General features: G+C 69.8%; 21 protein-coding genes. 12 read left to right on the top strand and 9 right to left on the bottom strand.

What is annotated here, in order from left to right; genetic code table 11:
* Positions 1 to 139: 139 nt before the first annotated feature.
* From ACTWPW_RS15430 to ligD (ACTWPW_RS15440), 3 genes are read right to left on the bottom strand one after another with little or no spacing between them, the layout of a single operon-like run.
* Positions 140 to 349: a hypothetical protein gene (locus ACTWPW_RS15430; protein ID WP_375113447.1), complete on the bottom strand. Its 210-nt coding sequence runs from the start codon at positions 347 to 349 to the stop codon at positions 140 to 142.
* Positions 350 to 391: 42 nt separating this feature from the next.
* On the bottom strand, positions 392 to 1,264 hold the full coding sequence (gene ligD, locus ACTWPW_RS15435; RefSeq protein ID WP_443169078.1) for a non-homologous end-joining DNA ligase: 873 nt from the start codon (positions 1,262 to 1,264) through the stop codon (positions 392 to 394).
* Positions 1,261 to 2,175: a non-homologous end-joining DNA ligase gene (gene ligD, locus ACTWPW_RS15440; RefSeq protein ID WP_443169079.1), complete on the bottom strand. Its 915-nt coding sequence runs from the start codon at positions 2,173 to 2,175 to the stop codon at positions 1,261 to 1,263. Before ligD (ACTWPW_RS15440) ends, ligD (ACTWPW_RS15435) begins: the two co-directional genes overlap by 4 nt.
* Positions 2,176 to 2,223: 48 nt before the next feature.
* Between ligD (ACTWPW_RS15440) and ku the strand changes: the two genes are divergently transcribed.
* Positions 2,224 to 3,108 (top strand): non-homologous end joining protein Ku, encoded by an 885-nt coding sequence (ku, locus tag ACTWPW_RS15445; RefSeq protein WP_375113450.1) that lies wholly within the window; start codon positions 2,224 to 2,226, stop codon positions 3,106 to 3,108.
* Positions 3,109 to 3,313: 205 nt separating this feature from the next.
* On the opposite strand, the gene ACTWPW_RS15450 is transcribed toward ku, so the two are convergent.
* Entirely contained in the window at positions 3,314 to 3,589 is a 276-nt protein-coding gene (locus tag ACTWPW_RS15450; protein WP_443169080.1) for a hypothetical protein, read from the bottom strand.
* A 226-nt stretch (positions 3,590 to 3,815) separates the two neighbouring features.
* Between ACTWPW_RS15450 and ACTWPW_RS15455 the strand changes: the two genes are divergently transcribed.
* Together ACTWPW_RS15455 and ACTWPW_RS15460 are read left to right on the top strand one after the other, a co-directional pair.
* On the top strand, positions 3,816 to 4,127 hold the full coding sequence (locus ACTWPW_RS15455; RefSeq protein WP_375113451.1) for a hypothetical protein: 312 nt from the start codon (positions 3,816 to 3,818) through the stop codon (positions 4,125 to 4,127).
* Positions 4,128 to 4,550: 423 nt separating this feature from the next.
* A complete protein-coding gene (locus tag ACTWPW_RS15460; RefSeq protein ID WP_375113452.1) occupies positions 4,551 to 4,823 on the top strand; it encodes a hypothetical protein in 273 nt (90 codons plus the stop codon).
* Between the two features lie 906 nt (positions 4,824 to 5,729).
* Here ACTWPW_RS15460 and ACTWPW_RS15465 read toward each other — a convergent pair.
* From ACTWPW_RS15465 to ACTWPW_RS15475, 3 genes are all read right to left on the bottom strand, one after another.
* The gene (locus ACTWPW_RS15465) at positions 5,730 to 6,002 is read right to left on the bottom strand and encodes a hypothetical protein (protein ID WP_375113452.1); all 273 of its coding nucleotides are present in this window, start codon (positions 6,000 to 6,002) and stop codon (positions 5,730 to 5,732) included.
* 474 nt (positions 6,003 to 6,476) lie between these two features.
* A complete protein-coding gene (locus ACTWPW_RS15470; RefSeq protein ID WP_375113453.1) occupies positions 6,477 to 6,833 on the bottom strand; it encodes a hypothetical protein in 357 nt (118 codons plus the stop codon).
* Between the two features lie 876 nt (positions 6,834 to 7,709).
* Positions 7,710 to 8,030, bottom strand: a complete 321-nt coding sequence (locus ACTWPW_RS15475) for a hypothetical protein (RefSeq protein WP_443169081.1) — start codon at positions 8,028 to 8,030, stop codon at positions 7,710 to 7,712.
* A gap of 152 nt (positions 8,031 to 8,182) precedes the next feature.
* Here ACTWPW_RS15475 and ACTWPW_RS15480 point away from each other — a divergent pair, with 152 nt between their 5' ends.
* The 9 genes from ACTWPW_RS15480 to ACTWPW_RS15520 all read left to right on the top strand — a co-directional run bounded on the left by ACTWPW_RS15480 (position 8,183) and on the right by ACTWPW_RS15520 (position 18,102).
* The gene (locus ACTWPW_RS15480) at positions 8,183 to 9,082 is read left to right on the top strand and encodes an alpha/beta fold hydrolase (RefSeq protein ID WP_375113455.1); all 900 of its coding nucleotides are present in this window, start codon (positions 8,183 to 8,185) and stop codon (positions 9,080 to 9,082) included.
* Between the two features lie 54 nt (positions 9,083 to 9,136).
* A complete protein-coding gene (gene moeZ / locus ACTWPW_RS15485; RefSeq protein WP_364136465.1) occupies positions 9,137 to 10,318 on the top strand; it encodes an adenylyltransferase/sulfurtransferase MoeZ in 1,182 nt (393 codons plus the stop codon).
* Between the two features lie 46 nt (positions 10,319 to 10,364).
* Positions 10,365 to 11,084, top strand: coding sequence for a hypothetical protein (locus ACTWPW_RS15490; protein ID WP_443169082.1), 720 nt, complete (start codon positions 10,365 to 10,367; stop codon positions 11,082 to 11,084).
* Positions 11,078 to 12,313: a type VII secretion-associated serine protease mycosin gene (mycP, locus tag ACTWPW_RS15495; protein ID WP_375113457.1), complete on the top strand. Its 1,236-nt coding sequence runs from the start codon at positions 11,078 to 11,080 to the stop codon at positions 12,311 to 12,313. The genes ACTWPW_RS15490 and mycP overlap by 7 nt, the downstream gene beginning before the upstream one ends.
* Positions 12,314 to 12,471: 158 nt before the next feature.
* A complete protein-coding gene (locus ACTWPW_RS15500) occupies positions 12,472 to 13,272 on the top strand; it encodes a hypothetical protein (protein WP_443169083.1) in 801 nt (266 codons plus the stop codon).
* Complete coding sequence (locus ACTWPW_RS15505; protein ID WP_375113459.1) at positions 13,266 to 14,438, top strand: S8 family peptidase; 1,173 nt, start codon at positions 13,266 to 13,268, stop codon at positions 14,436 to 14,438. The genes ACTWPW_RS15500 and ACTWPW_RS15505 overlap by 7 nt, the downstream gene beginning before the upstream one ends.
* A 45-nt stretch (positions 14,439 to 14,483) precedes the next feature.
* Positions 14,484 to 14,843 (top strand): hypothetical protein, encoded by a 360-nt coding sequence (locus ACTWPW_RS15510; RefSeq protein ID WP_375113460.1) that lies wholly within the window; start codon positions 14,484 to 14,486, stop codon positions 14,841 to 14,843.
* Positions 14,831 to 15,145, top strand: coding sequence for an MGMT family protein (locus tag ACTWPW_RS15515; RefSeq protein ID WP_375113461.1), 315 nt, complete (start codon positions 14,831 to 14,833; stop codon positions 15,143 to 15,145). Before ACTWPW_RS15510 ends, ACTWPW_RS15515 begins: the two co-directional genes overlap by 13 nt.
* Before the next feature lie 209 nt (positions 15,146 to 15,354).
* A complete protein-coding gene (locus ACTWPW_RS15520; protein WP_443169084.1) occupies positions 15,355 to 18,102 on the top strand; it encodes a CDP-glycerol glycerophosphotransferase family protein in 2,748 nt (915 codons plus the stop codon).
* A gap of 7 nt (positions 18,103 to 18,109) precedes the next feature.
* Here the strand turns inward: ACTWPW_RS15520 and ACTWPW_RS15525 are convergent, their stop codons facing one another.
* A complete protein-coding gene (locus tag ACTWPW_RS15525; RefSeq protein ID WP_443169085.1) occupies positions 18,110 to 18,736 on the bottom strand; it encodes an NUDIX domain-containing protein in 627 nt (208 codons plus the stop codon).
* A gap of 80 nt (positions 18,737 to 18,816) precedes the next feature.
* Complete coding sequence (locus ACTWPW_RS15530) at positions 18,817 to 19,479, bottom strand: class I SAM-dependent methyltransferase (protein ID WP_443169086.1); 663 nt, start codon at positions 19,477 to 19,479, stop codon at positions 18,817 to 18,819.
* Between the last annotated feature and the right edge of the window lie 134 nt (positions 19,480 to 19,613).

Consider the following 19,613-nt stretch of genomic DNA (forward strand, 5'->3'; position numbering starts at 1 on the left):
CAGCGGGCTGTGCGGACATCCTACGTGCGGGTAGGCCACCGCTCGGCGACGGCCGTCAGCGGGGGGAGCCCCTCGCGCAGGCCACTTGCTCGGCCCCTCGCTCGGGTCACGCGCTCAGGTCGGCGCGGCCGGGCCGGGCTCAGCGGTAGTCGTCATCGTCGAGGTCCACCACGCGGTCCTGATCGGCCCCGTCGGCGGGATCGACGTCCAGCGGCAGCTCGCGGCGCAGCCGGCCCACGCTCTGGAGCATGTCGCGGTGCTGCTCGGCCGCGTCGGCCTCGGGCGTCTCGATCGACAGCTCCCCCTCTTCCTCTTCGAGGTAAGGGCTCTCGTCCCCGCGTATGTCCATCTCCGACATCTCGGTCCCCCTCTCGGTGTGGACGGGTCCAGCCTACGCCCGGCCGAAAAGGTCGCCGCGCTTCTCCACTCTGGCGAGTACTTCGGGCGCGGTGAAGACCAGGTCCTCAGGCCGCTCGCAACCCTCGACCTCCTTCCAGGTCAGCGGTGTCGAGACGGTCGGCTGCTCCCTGGCCCGCAGCGAGTAGGGGGCGACGGTGGTCTTGGCCGGGTTGTTCTGGCTCCAGTCGATGAACACCTTGCCGGGCCGCGCCTTCTTCGTCATGACGCTGACGACCTCGCCGGGATGCTCCTTCTCCAGGAACTGGGCCAGCCTCTTGGCGAACGCGGAGGGCTCCTCGCGGCAGTCCCAGTCCGCGTACAGCTGCATGCCCTTGTTGCCGCTGGTCTTCGGCACGGCGGTGAGCCCCTCGGCCTTCAGCACCTCGCGCAGCATGAGAGCCACCCGCGTGCACTCGACGATCGTCGCGGGCGCCCCGGGGTCGAGGTCGAACACCAGCGTGTCGGGCGGCAGCGCCGTGCCGTCCGCGTCCACGCGCCACTGGGGCACGTGCAGCTCCAGGGCGGCGAGGTTGGCGTAGTAGACGAGCGTGGGCAGGTCGTCCACCACGGCGAAGTCGATGGTCTCGCGGTTCTTGGTGCTGCCGGGGGCGGGCAGGTTCACCCGCCTGACCCAGCCGGGGGTGTGCTCGGGGGCGTTCTTCTCGAAGAAGAACTGGCCGGTGACGCCGTTCGGGTAACGCTTGACGGTCAGGGGCCTGCCCTGGAGGTGCGGCAGCAGTACGGGCGCGATGCGGCTGTAGTAGTCGATGACCTCGGCCTTGGTGAAGCCGTAGTCGGGGTAGAGGATCTTGTCCAGGTTGCTCAGCGTCAGCTCGCGCCCGCCCACCTTGACCGGCACCTTCATAGCCTCACCTCCGCGGGGAGCTTGTCGGGGCGCAGCCCGCGCCACACGGGGTGCCGCAGCCGCTGCTCGTCGGTCCACATCGTGTAGGCCACCTCCCCGACCAGATCAGGCCTAACCCATCGATTACGCCACGGAACCTGATTGGAGAACGGGCTGTGCGGGATCTCCAGGGGCAGCAGCTTCCGGTACAGCTCGTCCAGCACGGCGTCGGTGAACCCGGTGCCGACATGGCCCACGTACGTCAGACCCGCGTCCGTGAACACCCCCATGACCAGCGACCCGACCCCGCCCGACCGGCGCCCCTTGCCGGGCTTCCAGCCGCCGATCACCACCTCGCGGGCGGTCAGGTTCTTGACCTTGATCCACCAGGGGGAGCGCGTGCCCGCCCGGTAGGGGGAGTCGAGGCGCTTGGCGACCACGCCTTCGAGGCCCTGCTCGTACGTGGCGGCGAGCAGGCCGGAGTCGCCGGGGAAGTACGGGGGCGCGCCGATGTCCAGCTCGTCGAGCAGCGCGCGGCGGTCGCGGTAGGACAGGTCGAACAGCGGGGTGCCGTCGAGGTAGAGCAGGTCGAACGGCATGTACGTGATGGGGTAGAGCTCCAGCATGACCGGCTCGGGGTCGGTGAGGTGCATGCGATGTTGGAGCCGTTCGAAGCTGGGGCGGCCGCGGGGGTCGAGGGCCACGACCTCGCCGTCGATGATCGCGTTCTTGACCCCGAACGCCGAAATTTCTGGATATCGCCGGGTGTACTCCACCCCATGTCTGCCCGTCACTCTCATCCCACCGTCAACATGGATGAGCGCGCGGATGCCGTCCCACTTGACCTCCAAGCCGTACCGGTCGGGATCGGAGGGTAGTTCCCCAGGTACAGCAAGCATTGGTTCGATTGGGTATGGCATTGGTTGCCCCATGACGGGTATGTGCCCATCGGTGAGGCCGTTGAGAGCTGAGGAGTGCCCATGCGCAGCATCTGGAAGGGTGCGATCTCCTTTGGGCTGGTCACGATCCCGGTAAAGCTCTATTCGGCGACCGAACAGAAGGACGTGACGTTCCACCAGGTGCACCGCGAGGACGGCGGCCGGATCCGCTACAAGCGCGTGTGCACGCAGGACGGCGAAGAGGTCCCCTACTCCGACATCGCCAAGGGGTACGAGCTGGCGAGCGGCGAGATCGTCGTGCTCACCGACGAGGACTTCGAGGGCCTGCCGCTGACCACGTCCCGCCGGATCGACGTCCTCCAGTTCACGCCCGCGGAGCAGATCGACCCCATCTACTTCGCCAAGTCGTACTACCTGGAGCCCGACGCGCAGGGGGCGAAGCCGTACGTGCTGCTGCGCAACGCCCTGGAGAGCTCGGGCCAGGTGGCGGTGGTCAAGGTGGCACTGCGCCAGCGGGAGTCGCTGGCCACGCTGCGGGTCAGGGACGGCGTGTTCGTCCTGGAGACGATGCTCTGGCCGGACGAGATCCGCACGCCGGACTTCGGCTTCCTGGAGGAGGACATCGAAGTACGCGCCCAGGAGCTCAAGATGGCCGAGTCCCTCATCACCACCATGGAGTCGGACTTCGACCCGAGCGAGTACCACGACACCTACCGCGAGGCCCTGCAGCAGGTCATCGAGGCGAAGGTGGCCGGCAAGGAGGTCATCCCCGCCCGCGAGGAGGAGGAGGCCGGGCCCGCGGTGGACCTCATGGCGGCGCTGAGGGCGAGCGTGGAGGCGGCGAAGCGGGAGCGCGAGGGTGAGCCGGCCAAGCCGAAGAAGGCGGCCGGGAAGACGGCGGCCGCCGGCAAGGACAAGGACGAGGAGAAGGCCCCGGCGAAGCGGAAGACCCGCAAGTCCGCGTAGCACCTTCCCCACTGCCGTCCCTCGGACGGTGAGGTTCCCACGGCGGCTGTGGCGCGTACGTTCCGTGCGCCTTCGAGCCAGGACCCGCGCACTGGCGTGGGTCCGTCTGTGTGCCTCCAGAGCCATGCGAGCCGGTGCTGTGGCATTTCGAGCTGAGCGGCGGCCGGCATGCGCGCGGCGCGTGGCCGGTGGTGTGTGTGCGGGGTCAGGCCCGCAGGTACGGGCCCCGGCGTGATCGGACGACCGGGTCCGGCCAGTTGACGACCTTCTCCCTGTGCGGGCGGTGACGGGGGAGGTTGCGCTTGAACTCGCGTGCGGTGTCGTCCGGCAGGGGGACGTGCCGTGCCACCGCCTCCCGGTGGGCTCGTTGCCTGGAGGACGCCAGGTCGTCCCTGGGCGCCCGTGGCGGCGGGCTCGGAGCCGGGACGGCGGGCGAGTTCGCCGGTCCACGCGTTCGTACGGCCGGCGGCCAAGCGATCATCAATTAGGACATATCGGGATATTTCGTGCTATTTCATTGGATAAATGTTTAATGCGAGCAATAAGATTGTTAATGCAGAGCAAAATGGAGTCGTATCCGTTTGCCCGTGCTTCTACCGGTAATGACACATATCGTGGATGACTCTTCAGTAGCCGTCCAAGACCTGTTTCTGGTTTATCCGGAAACGTCGAGAACGGGGCAATCGATCCTTTAGGGGGAAAACGCAATGCCCAAGCTCAAAAGTGTTATCGCAGGCCTCGCCATCAGCACGGCGATGACCGGTGGCGTGGTCAGTGTGGGCGCCGCGACGACCACGGCCAGCGCTGGTGCCGCCACCCAGATCAGCACCGGTACCTCCGTCCTCAACAGCTGCGGCTGGGGCTGGCGCCGGTGCGGCTGGGGTTGGGGACACCGTCGTCACCACCACCACAAGCTCCGCCTGAAGGTCAAGGTCTTCAACCGCAACTACAACCGTAATCACCACGAGCACCACAGGGACCACCGGGACGACAGGAACCGTACCGAAACGCCTAGGTGAAACGACCGTGAGTTGATGGCGCAGGGATGAGCTCCCGCCTTTTCGGCGGGATATCGGGAACGGTCCGCTATTTCGCTCGCGGTTCGGCCTGAGCCTTTCATTTCTCCTTGTCTCCACGGCAACTTGGTGAGGGCTCTCCCGGCAACGGCCGGGGGGCCCTCGCCGCGTCGTTTCCCCACTGTATTGCTTCTTTCCTTGTGGACTTGACGTGCCAAAACTGGGCAATTCCGGTTTGTGGGGCTTTCGGCTGGAAATATGCAGGGTGCGGATGATTTGCTAGTCGTCATCCGGGTTGTTTCCCTGACAGGTCCGGCCGGTTTCTTTTGTGCCGGGCTGGTCGGGGGAGCGGCTGGTACGGGGCAATCGAACCTTTAGGGGGAACACGCAATGCCCAAGCTCAAAAGTGTTATCGCAGGCCTCGCCGTGAGTACGGCGATGACCGGTGGCGTGGTGAGTGCGGGGGCGGCCACGACCGCGTCCAGCGCCGGCGCCAGTGCGGCGATCCAGGCCGGCAGTGGCACGTCCGTCCTGGCCGGGCACGGCTGCTGGCGTCCGCGCTGCGGCTGGGGCTGGGGGTGGAACCGCGGCAAGCGCTGGGGCCGCCACCACCACGGCCTGGGACGGGTCCGCATCGTCATCGTCAACCGGAACCACAACGACAACGGTGGGCACCGCCACCACCACGACAGGTGGTAGAACCCCCACCACAGCCTGAGCCCGTGGAATAGGGCGATCGGCTGAGGTCGCACCAATTAGTGCCCGTATTCACCGGGACGACGTCCGCCCTCCGCATTACGTACGGACGTCCCCACCGAATACGGGCACTTTTCGCCTCTCTGGGGCTTGGTGCGTTTTTGTTGGTGGGTATCGGAGTGTATTCAGCGCGGCAGGCCGGGCCGTCCTGCTGAGGTTTTGGTGAGCTGTGCTGCGGGTGGCTCCGACCGTGGACGCTGTGCGTGGGTGCTGCGGAGCACGGCACCCAGGCCGGATCCGCGGTCGCGCCCGTCCCGGCCGGGTCGGCACCGTCCCGGTCTGAGGGCCTGCGCCCGACGTGGCTGGGGGCGTTCCTGTGCGCCTGTCGTGTGGGGGAAGCCCAGCAGCGCGGTCAGGCTGCATCGCCGGCAGGTTGTGTCTGCCTGGACGAAGGCTGTGGTGTGGAGCACACGTGGTCAGCCACGGAGGCTGCGGGCGTCTTGCCCGCGGTGCGGGGCCCGGGGGGTTGGCAGGACGTCGCCGGGATCGTCTTGTGTCCAGGTCATGCGGGGGGCGGCCGAGGTAGGGACTCCCGCCGGGCGGGCGGGTGGCGGCCCGGTGCGTGTGCCCGCGTCCGGCGGTTCGGGTGGGGTGCTGGAGTTGCCTTGCGTCGGAGGGGGCGTTCGTCACGTCGGGGTGGGGGTGACGGAGCGGGGTGGGGGGACGTGCTGAGTGCCCGTATTCGGTGGGTGGACGTCCGGGCTTCGTGTGGAGGGGCGGACGTCCAGCCCGGTGAATACGGGCACTCATGGTGTGGCCTGAGTTCGTCGCCTCGGCGGACTATTCAGCCTTGGCGGTCCCTTCGGATGCGCGGCTGTCGTGCCGCGGGCTCAGGCTGTGGTGGGGGTTCTACCACCTGTCGTGGTGGTGGCGGTGCCCACCGTTGTCGTTGTGGTTCCGGTTGACGATGACGATGCGGACCCGTCCCAGGCCGTGGTGGTGGCGGCCCCAGCGCTTGCCGCGGTTCCACCCCCAGCCCCAGCCGCAGCGCGGACGCCAGCAGCCGTGCCCGGCCAGGACGGACGTGCCACTGCCGGCCTGGATCGCCGCACTGGCGCCGGCGCTGGACGCGGTCGTGGCCGCCCCCGCACTCACCACGCCACCGGTCATCGCCGTACTCACGGCGAGGCCTGCGATAACACTTTTGAGCTTGGGCATTGCGTGTTCCCCCTAAAGGTTCGATTGCCCCGTACCAGCCGCTCCCCCGACCAGCCCGGCACAAAAGAAACCGGCCGGACCTGCCAGGGAAACAACCCGGATGACGACTAGCAAATCATCCGCACCCTGCATATTTCCAGCCGAAAGCCCCACAAACCGGAATTGCCCAGTTTTGCCCGACACTAGGCATCCGCATGGCACTCCGCATGGAAACGATCCCGCGCATGCCGGGACGGCCGAGGAAAAGAAGAAAAGGAGAAGGCCGGTGAAACGACGCGGCGAGGGCCCCCCGGCCGTTGCCGGGAGAGCCCTCACCAAGTTGCCGTGGAGACGAGGAGAAATGAAAACCTCAGGCCGAACCGCGAGCGAAATAGCGGACCGCTCCCGAGAACCCGCCGAAAGGACGGGCACTCATCCCTGCCATCAACGCACGGTCATTTACCAGCGGTTCCCGTCGTCGTCGTGGCGGCGGTGCTCGTGCACGGGACCGTTGTCGTTGTGGTTGTGGTTGCGGACGATGATGCAGACTGTGCCGCGGTGGTGACGACGGTGTCCCCAGCCGCCCCAGCCCCAGCCGCCGCCGTGGTGACCGCCCCTGTTGCACCGCTGGTGGTGGCGGCCGTGGTGGCCGTGGTGACGTCCCCAGCCCCAGCCGTCCGACGCGAGGACGGACGCGCCGGTGCTGATCTGGGTGGCCGCATCGGCCGCGGTGGTTGCCGCGCCCATGCTGACCATGCCGCCGGTCAGTCCCGTGCTGATGGCGAGGCCTGCGATAACACTCTTGAGCTTGGGCATTGCGTTTTCCCCCTAAAGGATCGATTGCCCCGTTCTCGGCGTTTCCGGATTGTCAGGAAACTGATCTTGGACGGCTGCTGAAGAGTCATCCACGGCAAGTCATTTCCGGGGCGATGGACGGGCAAACAGATACGACTCCATTTTGCTCTGCATTAACAATCTTATTGCTTGCATTAAACATTTATCCAATGAAAAGAGATGATATGTCCGAATTGCACGCAATGAGCGGTGAGCGCGAGCGGCGATGAGCGGCTCACCGGGCGGCCATCGGCTGTAATGGCGCGCCAGTAATGGCGTCCGCGTGAGCGCGATATCGCCCTGGGCGTCAAAGTCCGTGGGCGAATGAATGCCGACACGCCGGCCGCGACGCTAATACCGATGAGGCCGGTCGTGTTCGTCCATAATGGTGATGCGTGCCGGGCGCTCGCCGATGGAATGCGTTATTGGGCGCGGCGGTGGCCATCATCGTGTGGAGGGCCGGCGGATAATGCGCGCCCTCTGATGATGTTCATCGCGTTGCGTGGTTCCCGGCGGTGACGTGATCGCCGGCCGACCGCCGTTGACGGTGTGTGCCCGCGACGTCACGCTGGGTACCGTCATGCTTTCCGGCGAAGGCCGTTGCAAACGGCGGACGAGGACTTTTGCCACACCCTTGGGGTGTCATGAGATCGATTAGACATCTATGCGCAGAACTAGGTGGATATGTCCGGGTTGCGCAGTTGGGTCGGACAGGGTCGGCCGCGGCGGCGAGGCGGCGCGGCGGGGACGCCGGGGACGCCGGGGACGCCGGGCGGGGGATGCGCGGGGGCGTGCTGGGCGCGCGGCTCGTGCTGGAGACCGTGGGCGGGCCGGCCGCCCACGATCTGGGTGCGGGGGCTAGCGCCTGCCGATCTTCTTCAGGTGGTGGCCGAAGGCGAAGCCGCGGCGGCCGATGTCCGTCCCGTGAATCCGCCGCCAGCTCCCGAACTTCTCGCAGCTCCCCCACGTACGGTCCCCGGGATAGAGCTTGTCCACGATCCGCCCCCGCGGGGTCGCCCGGACGTTGAGCCGGTTCTTGACGCGTACGATGCGGTACTTGCAGCCGGGCCGGTCGAGCACGGTCACGGCGCTCGCCGGGCGCGCGTCGCCCGCGATGACGAGCCCGCCGCCGGCGAGGGCCGCGGCCACGAGGCCCGCGGCGATACGGGTGGTGGGCATGACGTACCCCCTGTCGGTGCTTGCGAGGCATCGGCTCTGCTGTCCAGAAAAATCACGTAAATACCCAGATGTACGGAATCCAGGCCGCCTCTAGAGGCGATGGTTATCGTTGGGTAACGAGAAGAAGCGTTCGAGGAACGAGGAGGAGAAGCATGGCCGCGGAGCCGATCCCACACTGGCCGGGACGCATGATCGGCTCGGTGCACGTCCGGTCCACCCCCGAGGGACCAGCCGAGCAGGCGGTGTTCGTGCACGGGCTGGCGGGGGCCGCCACCAACTGGACCGATCTCATGGACGAGCTCAAGGACACCGTCACCGGCCACGCCATCGACCTGCCCGGCGCCGGGTTCTCGCCCACGCCCGCCGACGGCGACTACACGGTCGAGGGCCACGCCGGAGCCGTGATCGGCCTCCTGGAGCACACGGGGCCGGCCCACCTGTTCGGCAACTCGCTCGGCGGCGCGATCGCGGTCAAGGTCGCCGCCTCCCGCCCCGACCTGGTCCGCTCGCTCACGCTCATCTCGCCGGCCCTGCCCGACCTGCTCCCGAGGTACGGCCCCGTCCGCGTGGCCTGCGCCGCGGTGCCCATGCTGGGCGAATGGGTGGCGTCCAGGCTGCGCCTGATCCCAGCCGAGCGGCGCATCACCGCGTCCATGGCCATGGTCTGGGCCAACATGGACGCCGTGCACCCCCTGCGCCTGCGCGACGCCATCGACGAGCAGCGCAGGCGCGACGACCTCCCCTACGCGGGCGAGGCCATGATCGGCTCGGCCCGGGGCATCGTGACCGAATACTTCCGCCGCGGTGAGCGCAGCCTCTGGCGCCAGGCGGCCAAGGTCCGGGCGCGGACCCTGATCGTCCACGGACGCCACGACCGCCTGGTGCGCCCGGCCATGGCCAGGAAGGCGTACCGTACGTTCCCGCAGGTCAGGCTCGTTCTGCTGCCGACGGCGGGACACGTGGCGATGATGGAGATACCGCGGGTCGTGGCGGCGGAAGCACGCCGTCTGATCGGTGAGACTCGATTGGGGAATGCCCCACTGCCGAGCTAGGTTTCACAGTGGGGACAAGACCCCCTGAAAACGCGAGCTCCGGGAGCGTAGAAAGTGTCGTTGCCACCGCTGGTCGAGCCGGCCGAAGAGCTGACCGTCGACGAAGTGCGCCGCTACTCACGCCACCTCATCATTCCCGACGTGGGCATGGCGGGGCAGAAGCGGCTGAAGAACGCCAAGGTGCTGTGTGTGGGCGCCGGGGGACTGGGCTCGCCCGCGCTGATGTACCTCGCGGCGGCGGGCGTCGGCACCCTCGGCATCATCGACTTCGACGTGGTCGATGAGTCCAACCTGCAGCGCCAGATCATCCACGGCCAGTCCGACGTGGGCAGGCTGAAGGCCGAAAGCGCCGCGGCGTCGGTCCGCGAGATCAACCCGCTGGTCGAGGTCGTGATCCACAACACGGCCCTGACCACCGAGAACGTCATGGAGATCTTCTCCGGCTACGACCTCATCGTCGACGGCACCGACAACTTCGCCACCCGCTACATGGTGAACGACGCCGCGGTGCTGCTCGGCAAGCCGTACGTCTGGGGCTCGATCTACCGCTTCGACGGCCAGGCCAGCGTGTTCTGGGCCGAGCACGGGCCCTGCTACCGCTGCCTCTACCCGGAGCCCCCGCCTCCCGGCATGGTGCCGTCGTGCGCCGAGGGCGGCGTGCTGGGCGTGCTGTGCGCGTCGATCGGGTCCATCCAGGTCAACGAGGCCATCAAGCTGCTGACCGGCATCGGCGACCCGCTGGTCGGCCGGTTGATGATCTATGACGCCCTGGAGATGAAGTACCGCGACGTCAAGGTCCGCAAGGACCCCGAGTGCGTGCTGTGCGGCAAGAACCCGACGGTCACCGAGCTGCTCGAGGACTACGAGGCGTTCTGCGGCGCGATCTCCGACGAGGCCGCCGAGGCCGCCAGCGGCTCCACGATCACCGCGATGGAGCTCAAGGGCATGATGGACCGCGGCGAGAGCATCTACGTCGTCGACGTCCGCGAGCCGAACGAGTTCGAGATCGTCTCCATCCCCGGCGCCACGCTGATCCCGAAGGGCGAGTTCCTCAACGGCTCTGCCCTGGAGAAGCTGCCGCAGGACAAGAAGATCGTGCTCCACTGCAAGTCCGGGGCGCGCTCCGCCGAGGCCCTCGCGGTCGTCAAGAGCGCCGGCTTCGCCGACGCCGTCCACGTGGGCGGCGGCGTGCTGAGCTGGGTCAAGACCGTGGACCCCAGCCTGCCCAGCTACTAGGGGTTTCTGGGGATGTTCCCCGGACGTCCCTATTAAGGTCGATGGCGTGAACTCCGCCCGTCCCTGGCCCACCCTCGTGGTGGCCTCCGCGCTGACGCTGATCTGCGCGGTGGCCGCCGGGGTGGCGGGCAGCGCGGCGGGCACGGAGCTCACCCGCGGGCCGAGCACGGCCGAGCTGCACGCGGCGGCCAGGTTCGAGGTCGCCGAGCGCTGGCGCACCTGGCCCACCGGCCGCATCTTCCCCGCCACGCTGCCCTACTCCGCCGAGCAGGGCGGGCGGGAGCGCGCCAGCAGGATCGGCATCTCCCCGCACACCGCCTGCGGCGACTCGGTCGACGCCAAGGCGGTCAAGGCCCTGCGCAAGGCGGGCTGCAAGGGCGTGCTGCGGGCCACCTACATCGACGCGCTGCGCGGCGTGCTCGTCACGGTCGGCGTGGTGGCGCTGCGCGACGAGCTGGGCGCCGTACGCGCCAAATCCGCCTTCGACGACAGCGGCAAACCCTCGCCGGGGCTGCGGCCGCTGGCCTTTCCCGGCACGGTGTCCGACCGGTTCACGCCCGCCGTGCGGCAGGCGGGGTCGGTCCGGCAGGCGGGCCCGTACCTGGTGCTGACCACGGCCGGTCAGGTGGACGGCCGGCCCGCGGTCGCGGCGGGCGAGCAGCGACCGGCCATCTTCGCGTTCGCGACCGAGATCTCCGAGCACGTGCTGGCCGATCTGAGCACGCCCAGCATGCCCGACTGCGCCTCCGAGGAGTGGCGGTGCTGATCCGGGGCAGGGGCGGGCGCGTGCTGAGGCGAGGTGCGGCGGTCGCGGTGACCGGGGCGCTGCTGTTGACCGCGCCTCCGGCGCGGGCCGACGACGTGCGCGGCGGGCAGCAGGCGGTGATCAGGACGCTGGAGCTCGCGCAGGCGTGGCGGACCAGCAAGGGCGCCGGGGTGACGGTGGCCGTGCTCGACTCCGGCGTCGATCCGCGCCACCGGGACCTGGCCGGGTCCGTACGCGTGGGCAAGGACTTCACCGAGGGCGCCAACCCGCCGGGGACCGCTCCGAGCAGGCTGCACGGCACGTACATGGCGTCGCTGATCGCCGGGCACGGTCATGGGCCCCAGGGAAAACGGGGGATCATCGGCGTCGCGCCCGAAGCGGACGTACTGTCGGTAAGGGTCATCCTTGAGGACGAGGAGCCGGGTTTCCGGGAGTTCAACTCGGCGGAGCGCTTCGAGAACGTGGTGGCCCGGGGCATCCGCTACGCGGTGGACGAGGGGGCAGACGTGATCAACATGTCGATCTCCAAAGAGCTGGCGACCCGGGAGGAGCGGGCGGCCATCCGCTACGCCATCTCCAAGGGCGTCGTGCTGGTCGCCGCCGCGGGCAACGACGGCGACAGGAAGGTCGACGGCGACTTCGCCCCCTACTCCTACCCGGCCGCCTTCCCCGGCGTCGTCTCGGTCGGCGCGACCGACCGGCGGCTGCGGCGGGCCACGTTCTCCAACTGGAACGCCTCGGTGCTGGTGGCCGCGCCGGGCGTGGACATCATGGGCGCGGGCCCCGGCGACGAGTACTGGGTCGGCAGGGGCACCTCGCAGGCCACCGCGCTCGTGTCGGGCGTCGCTGCCCTAGTTAAAGCCAAATTTCCGGACATGTCGCCGCCGCTGGTGGCGCGTGCCCTGACCGAGAGCGCCACCGACCGGCCTCCGGGCGGCTACGACACCGGCACCGGCTTCGGCGTCGTCAACGCCGCCAGAGCCCTGTCCGAGGCCTCCCGGCTGGCCGGGCACACCGAGACCGCGAAGGGCGCCGAGGCCCAGGATCCCGCCCGCCCGCTGGCGGGTGGGCGGGCCGGCCCCGTCGAGGTGGTCAAGCGGGACGAGAGGCGCGTCACGGTCTACGCGGCCATCGCCGCCGGGGCCGCCGCCGGCGCGCTCGCGTCGCTGGCCGTCATATTCATCCTGGTCAGGCGCGTGCGCCGGGCACACATCTCACAAGACGCATGATCCGTCCACTTAGGGGGACGAAATAGACACGACGCGAATGCGGGAACGAGGCGGTGGTGAAGGCACGTAGGTCGACCTCAGGGCTACCGCGCGCCGGGGGAGAAGCCACGCAGGAGCGGAGAAATCCGCTCGGCGCCCCCACCGGCCGCCGTTCACGAGTGCGCTCGTGGCCGGCGGCGGACTCCCGCAGGCGCACGGAGGCGAAGGAGCGGGCCGAGCTGGGCGCGCTCCAGCAGGGCATCCGCTACCGCCGCGTCTTCGTGGCGCTGCTCGGCGTCATCATCGCCGTGTCGTCCGTCGTCGTGCTGCTCGGCACGATCGGCCTGTTCGCCGAGACGCGCTCGCGACCGCTGACGCCCGCCGAGCAGAACCAGTACAAGCAGGAGGAGATCGCCCGGCGCTGGCAGGCCTGGCCGGCCACGGGCGTGTTTCCCGAAGAGGTGAAATACCTCGGGCTCGACCGTGCCCAGCAGTACGCCAGGCGCGTCGGCATCGCCCCCGAGACCGAGTGCGCCAAGGGTGTGGACGCCTCCGTGGCCGGCGTGCTGCAGAGCCACGGCTGCGTCACGATGTTGCGGGCCACGTACGTCGACCAGACCGCCTCCTTCGTCATCACGGTCGGCGTGGCCGTGCTCAAGGACGAGGAGTCGAGGGTCTCGGCGACCGAGGAGCTCAGCCAGGACGACCGCGTGGGCGTGCTGCCGGTCGCCTTCCCGGGGACGGTGAGCGAGCGGTTCGGGCCCGACCAGCGCCAGCGCACCGGCTGGGTGGGCGCGGGGCCGTACATCGTGTTCTCCACGGCGGGCTACGCCGACGGGCGGACCAGGGCCGCGATCGCGCCCGAGGAGATCCTGCACAGCGAGCTGTGGCCGGCCGCCAAGTCCGTCGGCAACCAGATCGCCTACTTCCTGGCGGACCCGCCCAAGGTGCCGCCCTGCACCCAGGGGAACGTGTGCTGACCGCCGTACGCGTGCTCACGGCCGCGCTGCTCGCTTTCGCGGGTCCCGCGGCCGATCCTGTCCGGGACCAGCAGCAGTGGGTGCTCGACGCGCTCAACGTCGAGCAGGCCTGGTCCGTCACCAAGGGCGAGGGCGTCACCGTCGCCGTTGTGGACAGCGCCGTGGATGGCGAGATCAAGGAGCTGAAGGGCCGCGTCAGCGCGGGCCCCGACATGACCTCGGGCACGGTGAACCGCGAGCTGCCGCCCGGCAAGCACGGCACCGCCATGGCGGGCCTGATCGCCGGCTCCGGCGAGGACGACGGCTTCGTCGGCGTCGCCCCCGGCGCCCGCATCCTGTCCCTGCCCATGGTCATCGACGAGCCCGGCTACGCCATGCCGCCGCTGGACGAGGAGGGGGCGTCCGCGGAGAGCCCGCTGGCCCGCGCCCTCCGGTACGCCGCCAACCACGGCGCCCAGGTCGTCAGCATGTCGATCGGCTCCTACGGCCCGCTCAGGTCCGAGCGCGAGGCCGTCTCGTACGCGCTGGGCAAGGGCGTCGTCCTGGTCGCCGCCGTGGGCAACGACGGCCAGACCCCGTACGCCAAGGAGAAGGGCACCTCCTACTGGAGCTTCCCGGCCGGCTACCCCGGGGTCATCGGCGTGGCGGCCACCGACAAGCAGGGCAGGCGGGCCACGTTCAGCAGCGACAACGTGTCCGTACTGGTCTCCGCGCCCGGCGTGGACGTGCCCGTGGTCAAGCGGGAGAGCGGCTACGAGCTGTCGGAGGGCACCAGCTCGGCCGCCGCGCTCGTGGCCGGCGTGGCCGCGCTCATCAAGGCGCGCTACCCGGACCTGCCGCCGGAACAGGTCGCCCAGGCCCTGTCATCGAGCGCCAGGGGCCGGCCCGCGGCCGGATACGACGACGAGACCGGGTTCGGGGTGGTGGACGCCGCCGCCGCGCTGAACGCCGCCGAGCGCCTCACCGGCGCCCAGCGCAGCGTCGTGCCCGGGATGGAGCACTTCGGCCAGGGCGAGGACTCGCCCGTGCCGACCCGGCCAGGGGCCGATCCGTGGCGGATGTGGCTGTACGGGGGCGGGGTGCTGGTGGCGCTGATCGTGTTCTGCGGCGGCATCGTCGTGCTCAATCAGCGCAAGGGTCCCGGATTCGACCAGCGCGAGGAGTAAGAGTCGATCAGCGCGATGCGTGAAGATCCGCTATGGTCCCCCGTCATGGGATACGAGCTGCGGGTGGTGCGTGAGTCGCCACTCGCCTTCGCGGAGCTCGCGAAGGCCATCGCGCCGGCCGGTTTCGAGCTGCGCGGATCTGACGAGATCGTGGCCGGTCATGCGGGCGGCAGGCACGCCGTGGCGCGCTGGGAGGGCCACCTCGTCGGCGAGCCCGGCTCCGACTGGCAACTGGCCCAGCTGCTGAGGTTGTCGACCGCGCTCGGCGCCCGGCTCGTGGGCGAGGACGGCGAGGTGTACGCCCTGCGCGACGGCATCATCGAGGTCGCCACGGCCGGCACCGTGATGGAGATCGGCAAGCTGCATGAGATCATCGACGCCGGCCCGGCCGCATGGAGCCCGTGAACCCCTTCGTGGAGCGGGTGCTCGAACTCGTCGAACGCATCCCGCCCGGCAAGGTCATGGCATACGGCGACATCGCCGAATACCTCGGTGAGGGCGGCCCCCGGCAGGTCGGCAAGGTCATGTCCACCTGGGGCGGCGGCGTTCCGTGGTGGCGCGTCGTACACGCCGACGGCAGCGGCGCCGCCCCTGACCACCTGCAACGATGCCTCGCGCACTGGCGCGAGGAGGGCACCCCGTTGCGCGGCGAGCGGGTGGACATGCGCCTGGCGAGGTGGGACGGGCGTTCAGGCGATTTTCAGTAACCCTGTTGACCTGCTGTTTCGCCGAACGGGCGATTCTGTGACATGTGACTCCCATTACCATGGGCAGAACACTTGATGGCGGCCCGAAAGGCGGTGCCACCCCTATGGCCACCGGCGTCACAGCCCAAAGCCAGGGCGGCGAGTCGCTCGCCGACCGCCTGAAGGCTGTCCAGGATCTCTGCGATCGTGGCGAGCCTCTCGAGGCGGTCATGCGAGCGGTCGGCCCTGGCGGTCGCGACGCGGCGTTCGACGCCGAGGCGCTCAGCGGCCCCCTGGGGTCGCGCATCGAGCTGGCGGTCAAACGCGGCGCCGCCCGGCGGCGCGAGATGCTCGATCTCGTACGCCCCTACCTCGCCGGCGTGGACGCGGGGGTCAAACGCGACCTTCCGGTCGCGCGCCGGCTCGTCTGCCACCTCATCGAGCACCGCCCCGACGACGAGCTCGTCGACGGCGAGACGCTCGCCACGGTGGTGGCCGCTGCGGCGGAGCCGTCCAAGCGCATCCGCAAGGGCCTGAGCTGGTACGCCGACCTGCCCTTCCGCGACGAGCTGCCGCCCGACCTCTACCGCCTGCGCCGCTCCGACCTGGTGCCGGTGACCCACATCGACGACATCGTCTGGGCCGACGGCAAGCTGCGCGTGTCCGGGTTCGCCTACCTGGCCGGGCTCTCCGTCCGCAGCCGCCGGTTCAACTGGGCGACCGTGGTGCTGCGCGGGCCGCGCTGGCTGCCGCCGATCCGCATGCGTACCCGCCGGGTCCTGGCCCCCGAGGCCACCCACGGCGCGCGCGAGCCGGGCTGCAACTACGACTGGTCCGGCTTCACCGCCGAGCTGAGCCCTTGGCCGCTGCGCTGGCGCGGCGCCGTACGCGGCGTGGTGCACGGCGTGCGCCGCCGCATGCGCCACCGGCCCTCCGTGCCCGACGCGACGACGTGGCGGGCCGAGATCGTGTTCTGGAGCCGGGGCGCGCGGGCGACGGGCCTGCTGCGCGGCTCCTCCATCGGCCGCCCCGAGCGGCCCGCGGGGCTCAAGCTGAAGCCCGGCTGGTGGGTCCGGCCGGTCTGGACGTCGGACCGGGCGCTGCAGGTCGTGCTCCAGCCCAACCGGGCCGAGCTGACCGGCGTGTCCGTCGACGGCGACCGCCTCGAGCTGAAGATCTTCCTGCCCGGCCGCCAGGTGACCAAGGGCCACGCCAGGCTGGGCGGCCACCGCATCGCGGCCGACTTCACGCCGTCCGGCGACGGCACGCAGGTGCTGGTCGGGCTGGCGGTGCCGACCCTCCTCCAGGAGAAGGACGGCCGGCGGCTCTGGGTCGAGCCCAAGGGCGACCCGGCGGCCTCCGTCATGCTGGCCGACGCGTCGGAGACCCGCACGCCCGTGGGCGACCGCGAGATCACCGTGCTCGGCGACCGCCGCGACCGGGTCGTCGTCTCCGCCCACCGCATCCGCCCGGTGATCACCTCGGCGCTCTGGGAGGGCGAGGCGCTCGTCCTGCGCGGCCATTACCCCGACGCCGAGGGCTCCCGCACGCTGACGCTGCGGCACCGGTCGGGGCTGTCCTACTGGCTGCCGATGGAGCGCTCCGGCGAGGAGTTCTCCGTACGCGTCGAGCCCGCGTCCATGGACCGCTTCGGCGAGGCCGTGCCGCTGTCCTCCGGCACCTGGAACCTGTCGCTGCGTCACCCGTCGGGTGAGATCGTTCCACTGCGCATGGACCACGCGGCCCTGGGCAGCCTGGACGAGGCTCCGCGCACGCTCGGCGGCCACGTCTACCGCATGATCTCGACCCGCTTCGACGTGCCGGTGATCACGGTCGAGGAGGCCAGGCCGGCCGAGGAGCGCGGGGTGGCGGGCACCCACGTCCTGCGCCGCGTCTTCTACCCGGCCCAGCGCACCGAGCCGCTGCGCGACTCGACCGTCTACGTCGTCAACGACGGCCGCCTCTACGCCGACAGCGTCCGCGCCATCTACGAGGAGCGGCTGCGCAGGGGTGACGACCGCGAGCACATCTGGATCGTCAAGGACGGCGCCTTCGTGCCGCCCGGCGGCGCGACCGCGGTCCGCGCGGGCAGCCGCGAGCACCACGAGGCCCTGGCCAGGTCCCGCCACGTCATCACCAACTCGTTCCTGCCCGTCTGGTTCCGCGCCCGCGAGGACCAGGTGGTGGTGCAGACGTGGCACGGCACCCCGGCCAAGCTGATCGGCAACGACCAGCCCCACATGCAGCGCGACCCCAGGCCGCCGATCTGGCACCGCCAGGCGGCCGAGGTGCGCGGCTGGGACCTGCTGCTGTCGCAGTCGCCCTGGGCCACGCCGGTGCTGCGCAAGGCGTTCGGTTACAAGGGCGAGATCCTCGAGAGCGGCCTGCCGCGCAACGACGTGCTCAACTCGCCAGACCGGGACACCCTGGCCGCGGCCGTGCGCGAGCGGCTGGGGCTGGTCCCGGGCAAGCGGGTGGTGCTGTACGCGCCGACGTGGCGCGACTACGACCGCAAGAACGCCATGGTCAAGCTCGATCTGGCCAAGGCCCGCGAGGCGCTGGGCGCCGACCACGAGATCCTCGTACGCGCTCACCCGATGCAGGCCATGCCCGCCGTCCCCGACATCGCCCGCGACGTCACCACATATCCGGACATCGCGGATCTCCTGCTCGTGGCCGACGTGCTGGTGACCGACTACTCCTCGGTCATGTTCGACTTCGCCGCCACCGGCAAGCCGATCGTGCTCTACGGCTACGACCTGGCGAAATACTCCTCGAAGCGGGGCCTCTACGTGGACCTGCCCGAGCAGGCGCCCGGCCCGCTGCTGTCGACGTCGGCGGAGGTGGTCGAGGCGCTGCGGTCGATCGACGAGGTGGCGGCGGCCCACGCGGACCGCTACGACGCCTTCCGCGCCACGTTCGCCCCCCGCGACGACGGCAAGGCCACCGCCCGGGTGGTGGACCACCTCTTCTCCTGAGGCGCCCTCAGAAGAGTTCGGGAAGATCGTCGGGCAGGAGATATCTCCGGCCCGGGTCGTAGCCCGTGTCGAAGGCCAGGTCCGCCGCCTTCGGCACGGTGTGCTCCGGGAGGCTCTCGGCGAGCAGGTAGAGCAGGGCCGACATGCTGGTCCCGCAGACGATCTCCCCGTTGTCGATGAGCTTGCGCACCCCGGCGAGGTGCACCCACTCCACCCGCTCGGCCTCCCAGGGGTCGGAGGGCGGCCCGATGTGCCTGGCCGACTCGGCCCGGTAGATGTGGTGCAGGTCGTCGGAGATCCCGTTGTTCGGCTGGATCGACAGCAGCGGCCGCAGCGGCCCGGGACGCCAGCCGGTCTCCTCCTCGACCTCGCGCGCCGCGGCCGCCCGCGGCATCTCGCCGTCGTCGACCTGCCCGAGCGGGATCTCCCAGCCCCAGCTGTCGGTGATGAAGCGGTGGCGCCAGATGAGCAGCACGCGGTCCTTGTCGTCGGTGACGACGGCACCCGCCCCGGGGGCCGCGCGGACGAGCCGGTGATCGAGATGGCGCCCGTCGGGCAACTCCACGTCCGCAACCCGGACGTCCAGCCATTCGTCGGTGTAGAGGGACTTCTCGGAGTGCACCTGCCATCGCATGCGATCGACCCCCGCACGAGGCGAAATGTTGACCCTACGTTACAAGGCCACACGCTCCGTATGTGGGAAATCGGGCGAAGTCACGTCCGGAGTTCGACCTCCAGGGTGAGCGGCGACTGCCTGACCTCGTACGAGGCGAACCCCGTATCCGCCAGCAGCGCCTCGAACGCGGACTTGGTGTACGCCCGCCGGGGCAGGAACGACCGCAGCGCGAGCCTGGTGAACGCCCTGGACATCGCCCCCATCCGCATCCGCGCCACGTCGTCGTCCACGGCCTGCCTGGACACGTCCTTGCGCAGGTCGACGATGAGCCCGCAGGCGCCCGGCCGCAGGACCCGGCGCATCTCCCGCAGCGCCCCGGCGGGGTCGGAGAAGTTCTTGAACGCGGCACAGCAGATGAGGAAGTCGAAGCTGTCGTCGTTGAACGGCATCGCAGCGGCGTTCCCGAGCCGGAAGTCCACCTCCACGCCGGCCTCGGCCGCCTTGGCGCGGGCGATCGCGACGAACGTCTCGCTGATGTCGAGCCCCGTGACCGTGTAGTCGCCGGTCCTGGCCAGGGCGATCGACAGGTAGCCGGGGCCGGGGGCCACCTCCAGGATCCTGGCCCCCTTCGCGGCGTACTCCCGGGTCCTGGCGACCTGCTCGTCGTACCTGGCGAGGGCCTTGCCGTTGCTGGTGGCGTACCAGCGGGCGATGGCGCCCTCCATGCCGATGCCTTTGTACCCCTTGCCGGTCTTCGTCATGAAAAGACGATATATCGCGTCCAAGCGCTGTCAAGATATATCGCGGTTCTGATGACGCTGGTGGCGAACAAGCCCCCGGCGTGTCACCGCTAAATCTGGCATTTGCCTCGATACCTTAGGCGGATCGCGAGGGG

The sequence above is a fragment of the Nonomuraea sp. KM90 genome (genome assembly GCF_052246675.1).
In the GTDB taxonomy this organism is placed as follows: domain Bacteria; phylum Actinomycetota; class Actinomycetes; order Streptosporangiales; family Streptosporangiaceae; genus Nonomuraea.